Source organism: Pseudomonas spirodelae, from assembly GCF_034653255.1.
Lineage (GTDB): Bacteria > Pseudomonadota > Gammaproteobacteria > Pseudomonadales > Pseudomonadaceae > Aquipseudomonas > Aquipseudomonas spirodelae.
The window spans coordinates 1-14,020 of the sequence record NZ_JAYEET010000057.1 but is presented as its reverse complement, the minus strand read 5'-3'; the positions used below and the strand labels follow the sequence as shown (position 1 = coordinate 14,020).

The 14,020-nt window shown below is 57.9% G+C and carries 16 protein-coding genes; 11 read left to right on the top strand and 5 right to left on the bottom strand.

Going from position 1 to position 14,020, the window contains the following annotated elements; genetic code table 11:
- The first annotated feature begins 161 nt into the window (after nucleotides 1-161).
- The 6 genes from phhA to ggpS all read left to right on the top strand — a co-directional run bounded on the left by phhA (nucleotide 162) and on the right by ggpS (nucleotide 7,806).
- On the top strand, nucleotides 162-947 hold the full coding sequence (phhA, locus tag SOP97_RS19085) for a phenylalanine 4-monooxygenase (protein WP_322950489.1): 786 nt from the start codon (nucleotides 162-164) through the stop codon (nucleotides 945-947).
- A gap of 96 nt (nucleotides 948-1,043) precedes the next feature.
- On the top strand, nucleotides 1,044-1,397 hold the full coding sequence (locus SOP97_RS19080; protein ID WP_322950488.1) for a 4a-hydroxytetrahydrobiopterin dehydratase: 354 nt from the start codon (nucleotides 1,044-1,046) through the stop codon (nucleotides 1,395-1,397).
- A complete protein-coding gene (locus tag SOP97_RS19075) occupies nucleotides 1,394-2,590 on the top strand; it encodes an amino acid aminotransferase (protein WP_322950487.1) in 1,197 nt (398 codons plus the stop codon). The genes SOP97_RS19080 and SOP97_RS19075 overlap by 4 nt, the downstream gene beginning before the upstream one ends.
- A 100-nt stretch (nucleotides 2,591-2,690) precedes the next feature.
- Nucleotides 2,691-4,040 carry a DUF2254 domain-containing protein gene (locus SOP97_RS19070; RefSeq protein WP_274088892.1) on the top strand — a complete coding sequence of 450 codons (1,350 nt, stop codon included), beginning with the start codon at nucleotides 2,691-2,693 and terminating at the stop codon, nucleotides 4,038-4,040.
- A gap of 120 nt (nucleotides 4,041-4,160) precedes the next feature.
- Nucleotides 4,161-5,438 (top strand): MFS transporter, encoded by a 1,278-nt coding sequence (locus SOP97_RS19065; protein ID WP_274088891.1) that lies wholly within the window; start codon nucleotides 4,161-4,163, stop codon nucleotides 5,436-5,438.
- 100 nt (nucleotides 5,439-5,538) lie between these two features.
- Nucleotides 5,539-7,806, top strand: a complete 2,268-nt coding sequence (gene ggpS, locus SOP97_RS19060) for a glucosylglycerol-phosphate synthase (protein WP_274088890.1) — start codon at nucleotides 5,539-5,541, stop codon at nucleotides 7,804-7,806.
- 61 nt (nucleotides 7,807-7,867) lie between these two features.
- On the opposite strand, the gene SOP97_RS19055 is transcribed toward ggpS, so the two are convergent.
- Together SOP97_RS19055 and arfB are read right to left on the bottom strand one after the other, a co-directional pair.
- Nucleotides 7,868-8,293 (bottom strand): VOC family protein, encoded by a 426-nt coding sequence (locus tag SOP97_RS19055; RefSeq protein ID WP_274088889.1) that lies wholly within the window; start codon nucleotides 8,291-8,293, stop codon nucleotides 7,868-7,870.
- A 189-nt stretch (nucleotides 8,294-8,482) separates the two neighbouring features.
- Nucleotides 8,483-8,896 (bottom strand): alternative ribosome rescue aminoacyl-tRNA hydrolase ArfB, encoded by a 414-nt coding sequence (gene arfB / locus SOP97_RS19050; protein WP_274088888.1) that lies wholly within the window; start codon nucleotides 8,894-8,896, stop codon nucleotides 8,483-8,485.
- A gap of 290 nt (nucleotides 8,897-9,186) precedes the next feature.
- On the opposite strand from arfB, the gene SOP97_RS19045 reads away from it, so the two are divergent.
- From SOP97_RS19045 to SOP97_RS19035, 3 genes are all read left to right on the top strand, one after another.
- Complete coding sequence (locus SOP97_RS19045; protein ID WP_274088887.1) at nucleotides 9,187-9,375, top strand: co-regulatory protein PtrA N-terminal domain-containing protein; 189 nt, start codon at nucleotides 9,187-9,189, stop codon at nucleotides 9,373-9,375.
- Nucleotides 9,376-9,950: 575 nt separating this feature from the next.
- Nucleotides 9,951-10,598 (top strand): c-type cytochrome, encoded by a 648-nt coding sequence (locus tag SOP97_RS19040; protein ID WP_274088886.1) that lies wholly within the window; start codon nucleotides 9,951-9,953, stop codon nucleotides 10,596-10,598.
- Nucleotides 10,595-11,512, top strand: coding sequence for a c-type cytochrome (locus tag SOP97_RS19035; RefSeq protein WP_322950486.1), 918 nt, complete (start codon nucleotides 10,595-10,597; stop codon nucleotides 11,510-11,512). Before SOP97_RS19040 ends, SOP97_RS19035 begins: the two co-directional genes overlap by 4 nt.
- Nucleotides 11,513-11,579: 67 nt before the next feature.
- Here the strand turns inward: SOP97_RS19035 and SOP97_RS19030 are convergent, their stop codons facing one another.
- From SOP97_RS19030 to SOP97_RS19020, 3 genes are all read right to left on the bottom strand, one after another.
- Nucleotides 11,580-12,008, bottom strand: a complete 429-nt coding sequence (locus SOP97_RS19030) for a hypothetical protein (RefSeq protein ID WP_274088884.1) — start codon at nucleotides 12,006-12,008, stop codon at nucleotides 11,580-11,582.
- A gap of 85 nt (nucleotides 12,009-12,093) precedes the next feature.
- A complete protein-coding gene (locus tag SOP97_RS19025) occupies nucleotides 12,094-12,348 on the bottom strand; it encodes a heavy-metal-associated domain-containing protein (RefSeq protein WP_322950485.1) in 255 nt (84 codons plus the stop codon).
- Nucleotides 12,349-12,392: 44 nt separating this feature from the next.
- A complete protein-coding gene (locus SOP97_RS19020) occupies nucleotides 12,393-12,521 on the bottom strand; it encodes a hypothetical protein (protein WP_322950484.1) in 129 nt (42 codons plus the stop codon).
- Between the two features lie 135 nt (nucleotides 12,522-12,656).
- Here SOP97_RS19020 and SOP97_RS19015 point away from each other — a divergent pair, with 135 nt between their 5' ends.
- Nucleotides 12,657-13,142 (top strand): hypothetical protein, encoded by a 486-nt coding sequence (locus SOP97_RS19015; RefSeq protein WP_322950483.1) that lies wholly within the window; start codon nucleotides 12,657-12,659, stop codon nucleotides 13,140-13,142.
- A gap of 97 nt (nucleotides 13,143-13,239) precedes the next feature.
- On the top strand, nucleotides 13,240-13,806 hold the full coding sequence (locus SOP97_RS19010) for a cold shock domain-containing protein (protein ID WP_322950482.1): 567 nt from the start codon (nucleotides 13,240-13,242) through the stop codon (nucleotides 13,804-13,806).
- The last annotated feature ends 214 nt before the right edge of the window (nucleotides 13,807-14,020 follow it).

Below are 14,020 nucleotides of genomic sequence, written 5' to 3'. Positions count from 1 at the left end.
CAGCAGCAAGACGATAGTTCGCCACGCCGGCAGCCACGTAATCAATTCTTTACAGAAAATCACCCTAAACCCGTGCCGCGCGCGCCAAAGCGCTGCGCCCGGGCACCAAGCGCGGTATTTCTAGCTCAAATACAACAACAAAGCCCCAGCAGGAGACTGCAATGAAGAGCACGCACTACACAGCGCGCGAACCGGATGACAGTGGTTTTATTGCTTACCCGGAAGCTGAGCATCAGGTGTGGAATACCCTGATCACCCGCCAGCTCAAGGTAATCGAGGACCGTGCCTGCCAGGAATACCTGGACGGCATCGAACAGCTCGGCCTGCCCCATGAGCGCATCCCGCAACTGGGTGAAATCAATCAGGTGTTGCACGCCAGCACCGGCTGGCAGGTGGCGCGGGTGCCGGCGTTGATTCCGTTTCAGACCTTTTTTGAGTTACTGGCCAGCAAGCAATTCCCGGTAGCCACCTTTATCCGCACGCCAGAGGAGCTGGACTACCTGCAGGAACCGGACATCTTCCACGAGATCTTTGGCCACTGCCCGCTGCTGACCAACCCATGGTTTGCCGAGTTCACCCACACCTACGGCAAGCTCGGCCTGGCCGCCAGTAAGGAAGAGCGCGTCTACCTGGCGCGGCTGTACTGGCTGACCATCGAGTTCGGCCTGCTCGACACCAGCCAGGGCCGCAGGATTTACGGCGGCGGTATTCTCTCCTCTCCGAAAGAAACCGTGTATTGCTTGTCCAATAAACCTGAGCAACAGGCCTTTGACCCCATCGAGGCGATGCGCACGCCTTATCGCATCGACATTCTGCAGCCTGTGTACTTCGTCCTGCCGGAGCTCAAGCGCCTGTTCGAACTGGCCCATGAAGACATCATGAGCATGGTCCGGCAGGCCATGCGCCAGGGCTTGCACGCCCCAAAATTTGCGCCAAGAGCTGCCTAACCTTTGTAGGATGGGTCGGGCCGCGCAGGTCGAGCGATGCTCAACAGACCGCCGCCCCCCCATCCTACGGCCCACCTTTGCCCCAGGAGAAACCTCATGTCCCTTGCCCAAGCCCAATGCGAAGCCTGCCGTGCCGATGCGCCGAAGGTCAGCGATGACGAATTGGCCGAACTGATCCGTGAGATCCCCGATTGGAACATCGAAGTACGCGACGACCACATGGAGTTGGAGCGGGTTTACCTATTCAAGAACTTCCGTCATGCCCTGGCCTTTACCAACGCCGTAGGGGCCATTGCTGAAGAAGTCGGCCACCACCCGGCGCTGCTCACCGAATGGGGCAAAGTCACCGTGACCTGGTGGAGCCATGAAATGCGTGGCCTGCACCGCAACGACTTTATTATGGCCGCGCGCACTGATGTGCTGGCCGCCAGTGCCGAGGGCCGCAAGTGAGCCATTTCCAGCACATTGCCCGAGTGCCGGGGGACCCCATTCTCGGCCTGATGGACGCCTACCGCGCCGACCGCAACCCCGCCAAGCTCGACCTGGGTGTGGGTGTCTACAAGGATGCCCATGGCCTGACGCCCATACCTCAGGCGGTCAAGCTGGCAGAGCTAACGCTGCAACAAAGCGAAGCCACTAAAAGCTACATCGGCGGTCATGGCGACGCACTGTTCGGCAGGCTGCTGAGCCAGCTGGTGCTGGGTGCAGACAATCCCTTACTGGAAGACCGTGCAGCGGCCACGCAAACCCCTGGCGGCACTGGCGCGCTGCGCCTGAGCGCGGAGTTTATTGCTCACTGCCTGCCGGGCCGCGGCATCTGGCTGAGCGACCCGACCTGGCCGATCCACGAAAGCATTTTTGCTGCCGCCGGTTTACGCGTCGGCCATTACCCCTATGTGGGCGCGGACAACCAGCTGAATGTCGAGGCCATGCTCGCCGCCCTCAGCCATGTACCGAAAGGCGATGTGGTGCTGCTGCATGCCTGTTGCCACAACCCCACCGGGTTCGACCTCACAGCAGACGACTGGATGCGCGTGCTGGCGGTGGTCAAGGCGCGCGAGCTGTTGCCATTAATCGATTTCGCCTACCAGGGCTTTGGCGACGGCCTGGAGCAGGATGCCTTCGCTGTGCGCCTGTTTGCGGCTGAGTTGCCTGAGCTGTTAATCACCAGTTCTTGCTCGAAAAACTTCGGCCTGTACCGCGAACGCACGGGCGCGTTGATCGTCTGCGCCGAAACGCCGGTAAAACTGCAGGATGTGCGCAGCCAACTGGCGTTTCTGGCGCGCAACCTGTGGTCTACGCCGCCCGCCCATGGCGCGGCCGTGGTCGCCAACATTCTCGCCGACAGCGAGCTGCATACGCTGTGGATGGACGAACTGGACAGCATGCGGCAGCGGATTGTCAGCCTGCGCGCGGGCCTGGTTGAAGCATTACAAGCCCATGGGCTGGCCGAGCGCTTCGCGCACATCAACCAACAACGCGGGATGTTCTCCTACACTGGCCTTAGCGCCCAGCAGGTGCAGCGCCTACGTGATGAATTCAGTGTGTACATGGTCGGCAGCGGCCGGGCCAATATGGCGGGGTTGGATGCCAATCGCCTCGACCAGTTGGCCAATGCCATCGCCCGCGTATGCCTGGACTAAAGCGCCACCGAGCGCCTTAACCAAAGCGCTCGGCCTCAAGCCACTGCACACAAACCCAGGCTTGCTATAGTCGGGGCACACCCATCATCTCGAGATGCCTGTGTCCCGCCTTTCTAATATCGTGTTTCGCGTGTACCAACGCACCCTGCACAGCCTGGCACTCTATCCAACGCTGATCGCCGTGGGCTTTTTTGGCCTGTGCCTGCTAGTCATGAGTATCGAGTATCAGCCCTGGCTGATGTCTCTCAAGCGCAACGTCGATGTGGGCCTGGTGCGCAACGCCGAAAATGCCCGTTTGATACTCAGCACCCTGGTAGGGGGCATCCTGTCGTTGACCGTTTTTAGCTTCTCCATGGTTATGGTGGTGCTGAATAACGCATCCGCCGCCCTCTCACCCCGTGTGCTACCGGGCCTAATCAGTGACAAGGGGCACCAGAAAACTCTGGGTTTCTATCTCGGCACCATTCTCTATTCGCTGTTACTGATCACCAGCATCGAGCAAGGTAACTCCAGCCAGGTGCCCAGCCTTGGGGTGCTGATAGCACTGGGCATGGGCATCGCCTGCCTTGGCCTGTTTGTTCACTTTATCCACTCGATTTCCCGCTCGATTCAAGTCGAATACATCCTCAACAACCTCTACCAGACCACCCTGAAGAAGCTCGCCGCACGCGAAGCCAAATTGGCCAGCGTCGATACAATCCCCAGCTGGCCCGATGACCAGCAATGGCAACAGGTTCGCGCCCAGCGCAATGGGTACTTCAAAGAACTCAATATCAACGCAATCAACACCCTATTGATTGAACACGACCTGCGCATGACGGTAATGATCCACCATGGTTTCTTCGTGACGAGTGGTCGCCCACTATTCAAGTTGGATCGGCAAGTGGATGAGGACATATCCAGCGCCCTGCTCGACTGCTTCGACTTTTTTATCGAAGAGTACGCCCACGCCCATTACCTGTTTGGCTGCACGCAAATCTCTGAAATCGCCGTCAAGGCACTCAGTCCAGGGATCAACGACCCAGGTACCGCGCTCACCGCCATCGATTTACTCAGCGTGTTATTGAGCAAACGCTTGGCTTTACCCGACTTGGATTTCGCGCTGCTGGATGATGAGCCGCCGCGCCTGTTCCATTACGAATTGTCGCTGGATGAATTGCTGCTGCTGGTTTTTGGCCCTATTCGTAACTACGGCCGGGCAGATGCCAGTGTGCTGTTCGGGTTGCTACAGGCTTACAAAAACCTGCTTTACCATCCCCTACGCGCGCAGCAAAAAACAGATTTACTCAAGCATGTTCACAGCGTCCAAGAAACCGCGGACCACTGCCTGCATAACAGCCGTGAGCGTGAGGCCATTAACCAGTTGATCGAACGCATTAACCAGAACAACGACCTCCAAGAACCTGTTGCGTTGCTGGCAGTACCTAGGAAAACCGCCGCTGAAAAATAATTAGCACGCTCATATACGAAAATAAAATCAATTAAAACAATAACTTAAAAACCAAGTACACCTTCCTAAACGCCGCCTGTGATTTGCCATGCGTGGCTGTTTTGCTTAGGGTAGGTCGCTATGTGGTCCTTAATTGCCCCAATCAGCTCGTTGCTGGGGGGGGTGGCATTACTCCTCCTCGGCAATGGCCTGCTTAACACTCTACTGACCCTGCGTGGCGTCGCCGAAGGCTACTCCACCTCGATGCTCGGGCTGATTATGTCTGGGTACTTTGTCGGTTTTCTCCTTGGCACCTGGCTAGCGATTCCGCTGGTTCGCCGCGTTGGGCATATCCGTGCGTTTGCCTTTTGCGCCGCACTGGCTGCCATCACCGCCCTGCTGCATGTACTGATCGTCGACCCCTGGGTTTGGCTGGGTTTACGCGTGCTTTACGGCCTGGCGCTGGTCAGCCTGTACATGGTGATCGAGAGCTGGCTTAACGCCCAGGTGCCGAACGACAAGCGTGGCCAAGTGTTCGCGGTGTACATGGCGGTCAACCTCGGCGCACTCGCCGCCGCGCAGCAGTTGCTGAACCTAGCATCGCCAACTGACTTCGTGCTGTTCGTGCTGGCTGCCATGCTGATCAGCGCGGCCTTGATGCCCATTACCCTGACCCGCCAAATCCAGCCCAGCGTACCCGAGACCCTGCACACCAACCTGCGCCAGATTGTCGGCATTGCACCGCTGGCCATCGCCGCAGCAGGCTTATCCGGCTTAGCGCTGGGTGCGTTCTGGGGCATGGCACCGGTGTATGCCAGCTTGAATGGCTTTGATGCGACAGGCGTGGGCCTGCTGATGAGTAGCAGCATTCTCGGCGGCGCACTGCTGCAATGGCCCATTGGCATCTACTCCGACAAACACGACCGCCGCGTGGTGTTGCTCTGGGTCGTCACGCTGTCAGTCGTGGTGGCCCTGCTGATGAGCCTGTTGCCGGCAGGTTCATTGCTGCTCGGGCTGATGTTTATCTGGGGCGGGCTGACCTTTGCCATCTACCCGATTGCCGTGGCGCAACTGATCGACCAGTTGCACAGCGATGAAGTTCTCGCCGGTTCCAGCAGTTTGCTAATGGTTAACGGCATCGGTTCGGTCTGCGGGCCGCTGCTTGCGGGCCTGTTGATGCAGCATCTGGGCGCCAAGGCGCTGCCGCTGTATTTCGCGGTAACCCTCGGCCTGCTCGCGGCTTACACGCTGTACCGCCTGCGCCATGTCAGCGATCTGGTCAGCGCACCCGCTGGGCACTTCATGCCTATGCTACGGACCAGTCATACGGTGCTTGAGCTAATGCCCGACGCACCAGCAACAGATGCCACAGACTCTAACGAGGAACCGCATAACCCGGCGCCGCAGACGCCGGGATAAAAAGAAGAGGCGAACGCAGCATTGCGCATTCGCCCCACACAGCTCGTCGGCCTATGTCGGCGCGTCACTGCACCCACTTAACTGGACAGGAAGACAGCGCATGTTACTTGCCACCGATCTCGATGGAACCTTTCTCGGCGGCGATCCCAAGGATCGTCTGAGCCTCTATCAGACCATTGCCGCCCACCCAGAAATTCGTCTGGCCTATGTCACCGGGCGCAGCCTGGAATCGGTTTTGCCCCTGCTGGCTGACCCCACCTTGCCGCAACCTGACTTCATCATCTCCGATGTCGGCGCCAGCCTGGTGCATGGCGACACCTTGCAGCCAATCCAACCCTTGCAAAGCGCGGTAGATGCGCTCTGGCCCGGCGACAGCCAGGTCGCCAGCGCCATCGAACACCTGGCCCTAGAGCGCCAGGACGTGCCGCAAGTGCGCCGCTGCTCCTACTTCTGCAGCCCTGAAGAAGCCGGCAACCCGGAACTGCTGAAAATCGCCGAAAGCCTGGGCTGCGACCTGCTGTATTCCGCCGAGCGTTATCTGGACTTCCTGCCCAAAGGCGTCAACAAGGGCAGCAGCCTGCAAGCACTGATCGACTGGTTGGAACTGGACCATGACCAGGTGCTGACCGCCGGCGACACCTTGAACGACCTGAGCATGCTCAGCGGGCAGTTCAAGGGCGTATGCGTTGGCGAATCCGAAGACGGCTTGCTGCAAGCCACGCGTCAGTACTCACGCGTGCTGCATGCCGAGCGCGCCGGTTGCGGTGGCATCCTCGAAGCCTTTGTGCATTTTGGCTTTCTCGGTAAACAAGGCATCGCCGCCGAGGGCAAACAAGTCGCTGAACCCGGCAAAGCGGATCTGGTGATGGTTTACCACCGCCTGCCCTATGAGGAGTACCGCGGCAAGGATGGCAAGTTGCAACGCCGCCGCCCGACCTCACCCAACGGCATTATCCCAACCCTGCTGAGTTTTTTCGGCGATGGCCGTGCGGGCTCTTGGGTGGCCTGGGCCGAACATGACGCTGCCGGCGGCGAAACCTTTGAAAGCCACACCACCGTGGATGCCGAACGCTACCCCACGCTGACCGCTGCACGGGTGGCGTTGAGCAAAGAAGAAGTCGACATCTTCTACAAACGCTTCTCCAAAGAGGCCTTCTGGCCAACCCTGCACACTTTCTGGGAGCGTGCACAGTTCCGCGAAGACGACTGGCAAGTATTCCTCAAGGTCAACCGCGCCTTTGCCGAACGCACCGCGCTGGAAGCTGCCGAAGGCGCTACCGTGTGGCTGCATGATTACAACCTGTGGATGGTGCCGGGCTACTTGCGCGAACTGCGTCCCGACCTGCGCATCGCCTTTTTCCACCACACTTACTTCCCTTCGGCCGATGTGTTCAACGTGCTGCCGTGGCGCCGGCAGATCATTGGCAGCCTGCTGCAGTGCGACTACATCGGCTTCCACATCCCGCGTCAGGTGGAGAACTTCGTCGATGCCGCGCGCGGCGTGATGCCGCTGCAAACCATCAGCCGGCAGAACTGCGCCCCGCGCTTTATCACCTATGGCTGCGCCGTGGGCCTGGAGCGCATGACCACGGCCGTGGACACCGGTACGCGGGTGGTCAAACTCGGCGCGCACCCGGTGGGCTTGGACATCAACCGGGTCAGCAGCGCCCTGGAGTCACCTAAGATCAAGGACATGATGGAGCGCCTGCGTACCGAGCTGAGCGGAGTCAAACTGATTCTCTCGGTCGAGCGCCTCGACTACACCAAAGGCATCCTGGAAAAACTCAACGCCTACGAGCGCTTGCTGGAAGAAAACCCGGAGCTGCTGGGCAAAGTCACCCTGGTCACGGTCTGCGTCCCGGCGGCCAAAGAAATGACCATCTACGACGAACTGCAAGGACAAATCGAGCAAGCCGTGGGCCGGATTAACGGCCGCTTCGCGCGCATCGGCTGGACGCCGCTGCAGTTCTTCTTCCGCAGCCTGCCATTCGAAGAAGTCAGCGCCTGGTATGCCATGGCCGATGTGATGTGGATTACCCCACTGCGCGACGGCCTTAACCTGGTGGCCAAGGAATTCGTCGCCGCCCAAGGCTTGCTCGGTGGGCGTGGCGTACTGGTACTGTCGGAGTTTGCCGGCGCGGCCGCTGAGCTCAAAGGCGCGCTACTGACCAACCCGCACGACCCCATGGATATGGTGCAAACCTGCTATGTGGCACTCAACATGCCCAAGGCGGAAGCCCAGGATCGCCTGCGTGAACTGTTCGATATCGTCAGCTATAACGATATCCGCCGCTGGGGCGATGAGTTCCTTGCGGCCGTCAGCGACCCGGAAGAAAAGCTCGACCGCGCACTGGGCTTAGTCGTTTGAACTGAGCCTGTATGCAAACAGCCCGGCCCATGGCCGGGCTGTTGCGTATTGGCTTAGTGGCTTAGCCCATCTGCGCATCAATGTTGCAATTGATCATCCAAGACACGCCAAAGCGGTCCGTGAACAGGGCAAACCGCGTGGCCCAAAACGTTGGCTGCAGCTCCATCTGCACCGAGCCCTGGGCAGACAGCGCTTCGTACAGGCGCTCGGCCTCGGGCACGTTCTCCACCTGCAGAGAAATCGAACAGCCCTTGATGCCCTCATACGGCGTGCCCATGCCTGGGCAGGTGTCGGACGCCATCAGCAGCTGATCACCCACGGCGAGGCTCACATGCATGACCCGATCGTGGAATTGCGCTGGAACACTGCCTGCCTCCGGGCCCTCACCGAAACGCATCAACTCCAGGCTTCCGTTCAGGCAATCGGCATAGAATTTAAACGCCGCCTCGCATTGGCCATCGAAGGTTAAATAGGCATGAATTTTCATCTGCTTACTCCTTTGCGTTAACAGTCGTTATGCATCGGTCACAGGTAGATTAGCCCAGGTACAGCAGCGTCCACCCTTTAAAGCAGACCCCACCCGGCCAGCGAGGTTCGCCTTGCAAAGGCCCTGGCAGTGCCGAAGATGCAATGCCGCGTGCCATGCAACGAAAGCCCTGCCGCTCAGGCGCAACGTTTAGAAATCGACTTTCCCTCTACCAGCCTTGATCGCCCCGTGCTTGGTTTTACCTTCCAGGCGGCGCTTTTTCGAGCCCAGGGTAGGCTTGGTCGGGCGGCGGACTTTCTCGGTTTTGCCGGCGTTACGGATCAGCTCGGCGAGGCGTTCCAGGGCATCGGCGCGGTTCTGCTCCTGGGTGCGGTACTGCTGGGCTTTGATGATCACCACACCCTCGGCGGTGATACGGCTGTCGCGCAGCGTCAGCAAACGCTCCTTGTAGAACGGCGGTAAGGATGACGCCTGGCTGTCGAAGCGCAAATGCATCGCGCTGGAGACCTTATTGACGTTCTGCCCGCCCGCGCCCTGGGCACGGATGGCCGTCAGTTCGATTTCGTCATCGGGGAGATGAACGCTGTTGGAAATAACCAGCATGGCCAGGCTTCAACACAAGAAAGGCCGCTCAGGATAACGCGAACGCTGCCTGACTGCCGCCATTAGCCCGGTCTTTATCAGGCCGCGTGCCGTGACGCTGGCCGAGCTAAGCCCATACATACCCGACAAATGCCCCCTGCATGAGCGCACTCAGCAAGCATGCGCAGGATTACGAAAATGTAACCCCAGCTTCAGCTTACTGACGGGGTGCCCTGGTTAATCTTGTTTCGAACGCAACACTCAACGCCCGCTGTTAGCAGGGGCTTACCGAAACAATGAGGAATACCTAAATGAAATCGCTGAACACCCTTCTCGTACTGGCTGCTCTAAGTGTCTCCAGCCTGGCCATGGCCGAAGGCGGCTCTGATCGCACCTTCGCACGTATGGAACAAGCCCGCGAAGCATCGCTGCAAGCGTTCCAGGCCGCCAAGCAGGAACAGGCTGACGCGTCCGTGAACACCGATCAGAGCAACGGCTGAAGCAATACTGTATCGCCCTAATGGTTGAAATAGCCGCTGCCTGCAGCGGCTGTAGACCAGGCGCAACGCCTACCAACCGAGGCAGATGCCAGAACACTCTGGCGCAAAACAGCTACTTGCTCGCGGCGATAAGCGAGCACCATCTTGCCGCCGAATTCTGCAACCCCACATCCGCCGCCATACATCCCCCCGCCTCTCGTCCGGATCTGCTGATCACAGCGCAAGCCGACGCCCGCATATATCGCCTATGCGTTTGCCGTTAACGCTGCGACAAATAATACGCAGCAGGCCCATGACCCACTTGTGCGAGGCTACGTGACAGGAACGGTCAATGCTCGGCTGTTGCTGACACGACACACGGCGCCCGCAAACTTAAGTCGGGCGCTGCATCTCGTCTAAGGTAAATACACGGCCTAAAGCAACCCGGACGCCGCTTGCTTGAGTGAGCGCCCTGCAGCAATCGCAAGGTGTTCGAGCACCAAGCCGCTGAAATCACTTATCGGGCGCTCTGCGCGAAGTGTTAATCCACGACCAAGCAGCCCAGTGCCGTTACCTGAATATCATGTGGAGGCTACATGAACCTCGCTCACTGGCCCTTTGCCGGGCTGCTTCTGGCGCTAGCGCTGCCTACCCACGCAGCCGATGCGGCCACTGTCTATAGCAAAGGCGGTAGCAACCCGGCGGCGATGGCCTGCGTCACCTGCCATGGTGCCGAGGGTGAAGGCCTGGCCGCTGCCGGGTTCCCGCGGCTGGCTGGCCTGTCCGCCGGTTATCTGAAAAAACAGCTGGCTGATTTTGCTTCCGGCGCACGCGCCAACCCGATCATGCAACCGATAGCAGCCGCCTTGACTGCCGAAGAAGCAGACGCGGTAACGGCGCTGCTCGCCAACAAGCCGTCACCACAGGTCGAGCGCATTAGCCGCGCCGCGCCGGCGGCAGAGTTAGGCGCCGTGCTTGCATTGCGTGGTGCCTGGGAGCGCAATATTCCTGAGTGCGTGTCTTGCCACGGGCCAAGCGGTGTAGGCGTTGGCGAGACCTTTCCGCCCCTTGTCGGGCAGTCCGCCCAGTACCTGTCTGCGCAGCTCGTCGCTTGGCAGCAAGGCACTCGCAAGAATGACCCCAACGACCTGATGGGGCACATCGCCCGCAGCCTCAGCCAAGACGAGGTCAATGCCGTGTCGCAGTACTTCGCCACCCTGACCGAAACAGGAGCCGGCCAATGAACGCCCCCACAAGCGCCTTGTTGCTAATCGCACTGGCCACCCCAGCGCATGCAGCGGACATCGCCATGGATGATCAATCACAAATCACCACCGCCGCAGCGGTTCCTGCCAGCAACGCGGCCTTCCAGCCACCGCTGGAAAGCCAGCTTGAAGATAACGCCTTTGGCAAGCTGGTACAGCAAGGCCGCGCCATCTTCGTCGACACTAAAACACACGCGCCAGACTATGTAGGTAATAGCTTGGCCTGCACCAACTGCCACCTGGAGCAGGGCCGCAAAGCCAACTCTGCGCCGCTTTGGGCGGCGTACACCATGTACCCGGCGTACCGTAAGAAAAACGACAAGGTCAACAGCTACACCGAGCGTTTACAGGGCTGCTTTCAATTCAGCATGAACGGCAAAGCCCCTGAAGCCAACGGCCCGGTGATCGCCGCGCTCACCGCCTACTCCTATTGGCTTGCAACCGGCGCACCCACCGGGCAAGAGCTGCCAGGCCGCGCCTATCCATCAGTGCCAGAGCCCAAGGGCGGATTCGACCTTGCCCAAGGCGAGAAGGTTTACGCAGCACAGTGCGCGGTATGTCACGGCAAGAATGGCGAGGGGCAGAAAGCCGGCGAGGATTACGTGCTCCCCCCACTGTGGGGGGCAGACTCGTTCAACTGGGGCGCCGGTATGCACCGGATCAACACCGCCGCAGCGTTCATCAAAGAGAACATGCCGCTGGGCAAAGGCGGCACCTTGTCCGATGAGGATGCCTGGCATGTGGCCGCCTTTATGAACAGCCACGAACGCCCGCAAGACCCGCGTTTGATCGATGGTTCAGTCGAGAAAACCCGCGACAAGTACCACGCCAATGACGGCGTCAACTTATACGGCAAAACCATCAACGGGCAGATGTTGGGCAAGGGCCTCTAGCTCAGCCTCGCCCGCCCTGCCCCTGACTGGGCACTCCTCGCCCAGTCATATGCTTGAGTGCTCGGCCTTACTGCTTGGCCGGCAGCTGCTGGTCATTCATCAGCTTCATCATCATGTCCATCATCTCCGTGCGCCGGTCCGCGCCGGCGCAGTCCATCGGCATACCGTTGGCCATGCCCATGCCACCCATATGCTTGCCCATAGGCATGTCGCCCCCCATAGGCATCTGCTTCATCATCGTCATGCCATCCTGCATGGCAGCCATGCCGGTTTGACGTAACGCATCACGTTCTTCAGGTGTACGGGCTGCCATAAATTGTTGGTGTATGGCCTGCATCGCCTTGATGTGCTGATCGAATTTACCAGCGTCGAACTGTGGCGCCACAACTGCAGCAGCGCCATCAGCCGCCTGCTGGCCCGGCATAGCAGGCGTCGCGGCCTGCGCACCGGCCACAAAGGTGAATGCCAGGGTGGCGATAAGCTGTTTAGTGTTCATGCGAACCTCCAATGATTAGGTCGTAAATCTACGTCTGTGTCATCGGCGCGTATTGATCAATATCAATGCACGGCGTTGCCCCGGCTCAGCTACAGCAGCAGCCACCGGCCTTCTTGGCCGGCGTACTGATGGCCGGCTCGCCAGTCAATAAAACCGGGCTATAGCCCGCCTGCACAATGGCCTGGCTGAGTTCCGCCTCGCCGGCAACCGACTCAATTTGTACCCGCTGTGACGGCAGGTCGACCTGCACCTTGGCAGCTGCATCCACGGCCAGCACTGCTTGGGTAATCGCCTTTATGCAATGTCCGCAGGTCATGCCTTGTACGTCGAAAGTAATCATCGCGTGCTCCTTAAAGGGCAGTGGTTGTTGACTCACCCTCACCTTCAGCCTTGCCATTGTGGCAAGGTCAAGCACATATCGGCACGCCGTCCCGCCACCACAGCACCACCACCCGTGGACACAACGCCTTGCGCACCAGTAATGTGCATGTAACTCATGTCGCGTTTACCCATCGCAATCTCGTGCGTGCAGACTAAATAGTTAGTCTGCGCAGTATTTACAGATAAATAGGGAGCGCTATACGACGCTCTTTTCGACGTTATGCGACAGCATGTCGCTTAATTAATAGTTAGGCATTCGGAGGTAAAGTGGAAAGTTGGCTCACTCAGAACTGGCTTGCGTTACTTGGTGCTGTTACTGGCTCGTTTGCTCTACTCATCAACTATCTTTCATATCGGCATAGCCGCAAAAAAGAACACATTAGTTTAGTTTTGTCCTGTGCTGCACACCATCAGCAAGTAGAAAATCTTCGCACTCTAGAGGAAACCAAAAACAAAGAAGCATGGCATGGGCCTAGCATGGTTGAGTTTTATACCGTGACTGTTAGAAACAGTGGCAGCATCAATGCCCCATTGGCTAAAGTCGGTATTGTAACTCAGTCCGGTACAGAGCGAACTGCACATGTAGTTAAGGGGCAATACATGGAAGAATCTTCGACTTCAAATATCGAAGCTTTGCCGCCAAAGTCAGAGCGAAATTTTAATATTTTTCTTAATCGCGGAGAAGAACCATACGCTGTATCAAAGGCATTTGTCATAGACCAAACAGGTAAGCGCTGGGAAGTAAAAGCATAACAAATGTTTCAAATCGTTCGCTTCGCTCACTGGGACGCTCTAAAAAAGACTATTAGTAAACTTTAAGAACACCATCAAAAACGAGAGCACCACAAGAATGAAAGGGAAAATAGTTTCATGGAAAGATGACAAAGGCTTCGGCTTCATCACTCCTGAAGGTAAAAGCGAACAAGTTTTCTTCCACATTTCAAGTGTCAAAAAGGCAGCGCGCAAACCTGAAGTTGGTGATGTGGTTATTTTTGAAGCAGCCAAAGACTCCCAAGGTCGCCTCAAAGCAACCCATGTGCTACTTGAAGGTGTATCACTTGCAAACCCAAGCACTTCTAAAAGAATAGTTACGAAACCCGTTACGAAGGATGCGCTAGATTATTTTGCCTACTTTATTTTGGTTGCACTTCTTGTCGTCTCACTAGGCCTATTCATAAGAACAGGTGCGCCAGAGTCTTCCTTAGTGCCTGGCACAATATTTTTAGTAGTTTTATTTTTCTCATTAAATAGAAAGAAACAGCCTGAAAACAAATTATTTTCATGTTCAAAATGCCGTGCAGTCTCCAGTCACGACGAGAGAACTGTGCTTGCCTGGAATAGAGGATTTAATAGGTTGTATTGCAAAGCTTGTCACCAGGCATGGCTGCGCGAACAACCTAAGGATGGTCTGAAGTAGTCATGTATTTCTGGCTAACTTCAGCCTCCGCCGATTTTGAAAGCGGCAAATCGATCAAAAGCGATCAGATCACCCGCTTATTTCTGTGTTTTTAGCCGCCGCAAGCACCTCGCGGCAGCCATTCCCCGCATTACAGGCGCACCTCTCCCGCATTCGTCAGTAAATGTCTGCGCGCCATCCACAGATTCGACAGCGCGAACAGTGTCACCAGTTG

What these genes read in the sequence shown, in the direction of transcription:
- ggpS (WP_274088890.1), top strand. Translation starts at nt 5,539, where the DNA reads ATGTTACTTGCCACCGATCTCGATGGAACCTTTCTCGGCGGCGATCCC.
- SOP97_RS19020 (WP_322950484.1), bottom strand. Translation starts at nt 12,521, where the DNA reads ATGGGTAAACGCGACATGAGTTACATGCACATTACTGGTGCGCAAGGC.
- SOP97_RS19055 (WP_274088889.1), bottom strand. Translation starts at nt 8,293, where the DNA reads ATGAAAATTCATGCCTATTTAACCTTCGATGGCCAATGCGAGGCGGCG.
- SOP97_RS19035 (WP_322950486.1), top strand. Translation starts at nt 10,595, where the DNA reads ATGAACGCCCCCACAAGCGCCTTGTTGCTAATCGCACTGGCCACCCCA.
- SOP97_RS19030 (WP_274088884.1), bottom strand. Translation starts at nt 12,008, where the DNA reads ATGAACACTAAACAGCTTATCGCCACCCTGGCATTCACCTTTGTGGCC.
- arfB (WP_274088888.1), bottom strand. Translation starts at nt 8,896, where the DNA reads ATGCTGGTTATTTCCAACAGCGTTCATCTCCCCGATGACGAAATCGAA.
- SOP97_RS19040 (WP_274088886.1), top strand. Translation starts at nt 9,951, where the DNA reads ATGAACCTCGCTCACTGGCCCTTTGCCGGGCTGCTTCTGGCGCTAGCG.
- SOP97_RS19045 (WP_274088887.1), top strand. Translation starts at nt 9,187, where the DNA reads ATGAAATCGCTGAACACCCTTCTCGTACTGGCTGCTCTAAGTGTCTCC.
- phhA (WP_322950489.1), top strand. Translation starts at nt 162, where the DNA reads ATGAAGAGCACGCACTACACAGCGCGCGAACCGGATGACAGTGGTTTT.
- SOP97_RS19025 (WP_322950485.1), bottom strand. Translation starts at nt 12,348, where the DNA reads ATGATTACTTTCGACGTACAAGGCATGACCTGCGGACATTGCATAAAG.
- SOP97_RS19065 (WP_274088891.1), top strand. Translation starts at nt 4,161, where the DNA reads ATGTGGTCCTTAATTGCCCCAATCAGCTCGTTGCTGGGGGGGGTGGCA.
- SOP97_RS19010 (WP_322950482.1), top strand. Translation starts at nt 13,240, where the DNA reads ATGAAAGGGAAAATAGTTTCATGGAAAGATGACAAAGGCTTCGGCTTC.
- SOP97_RS19080 (WP_322950488.1), top strand. Translation starts at nt 1,044, where the DNA reads ATGTCCCTTGCCCAAGCCCAATGCGAAGCCTGCCGTGCCGATGCGCCG.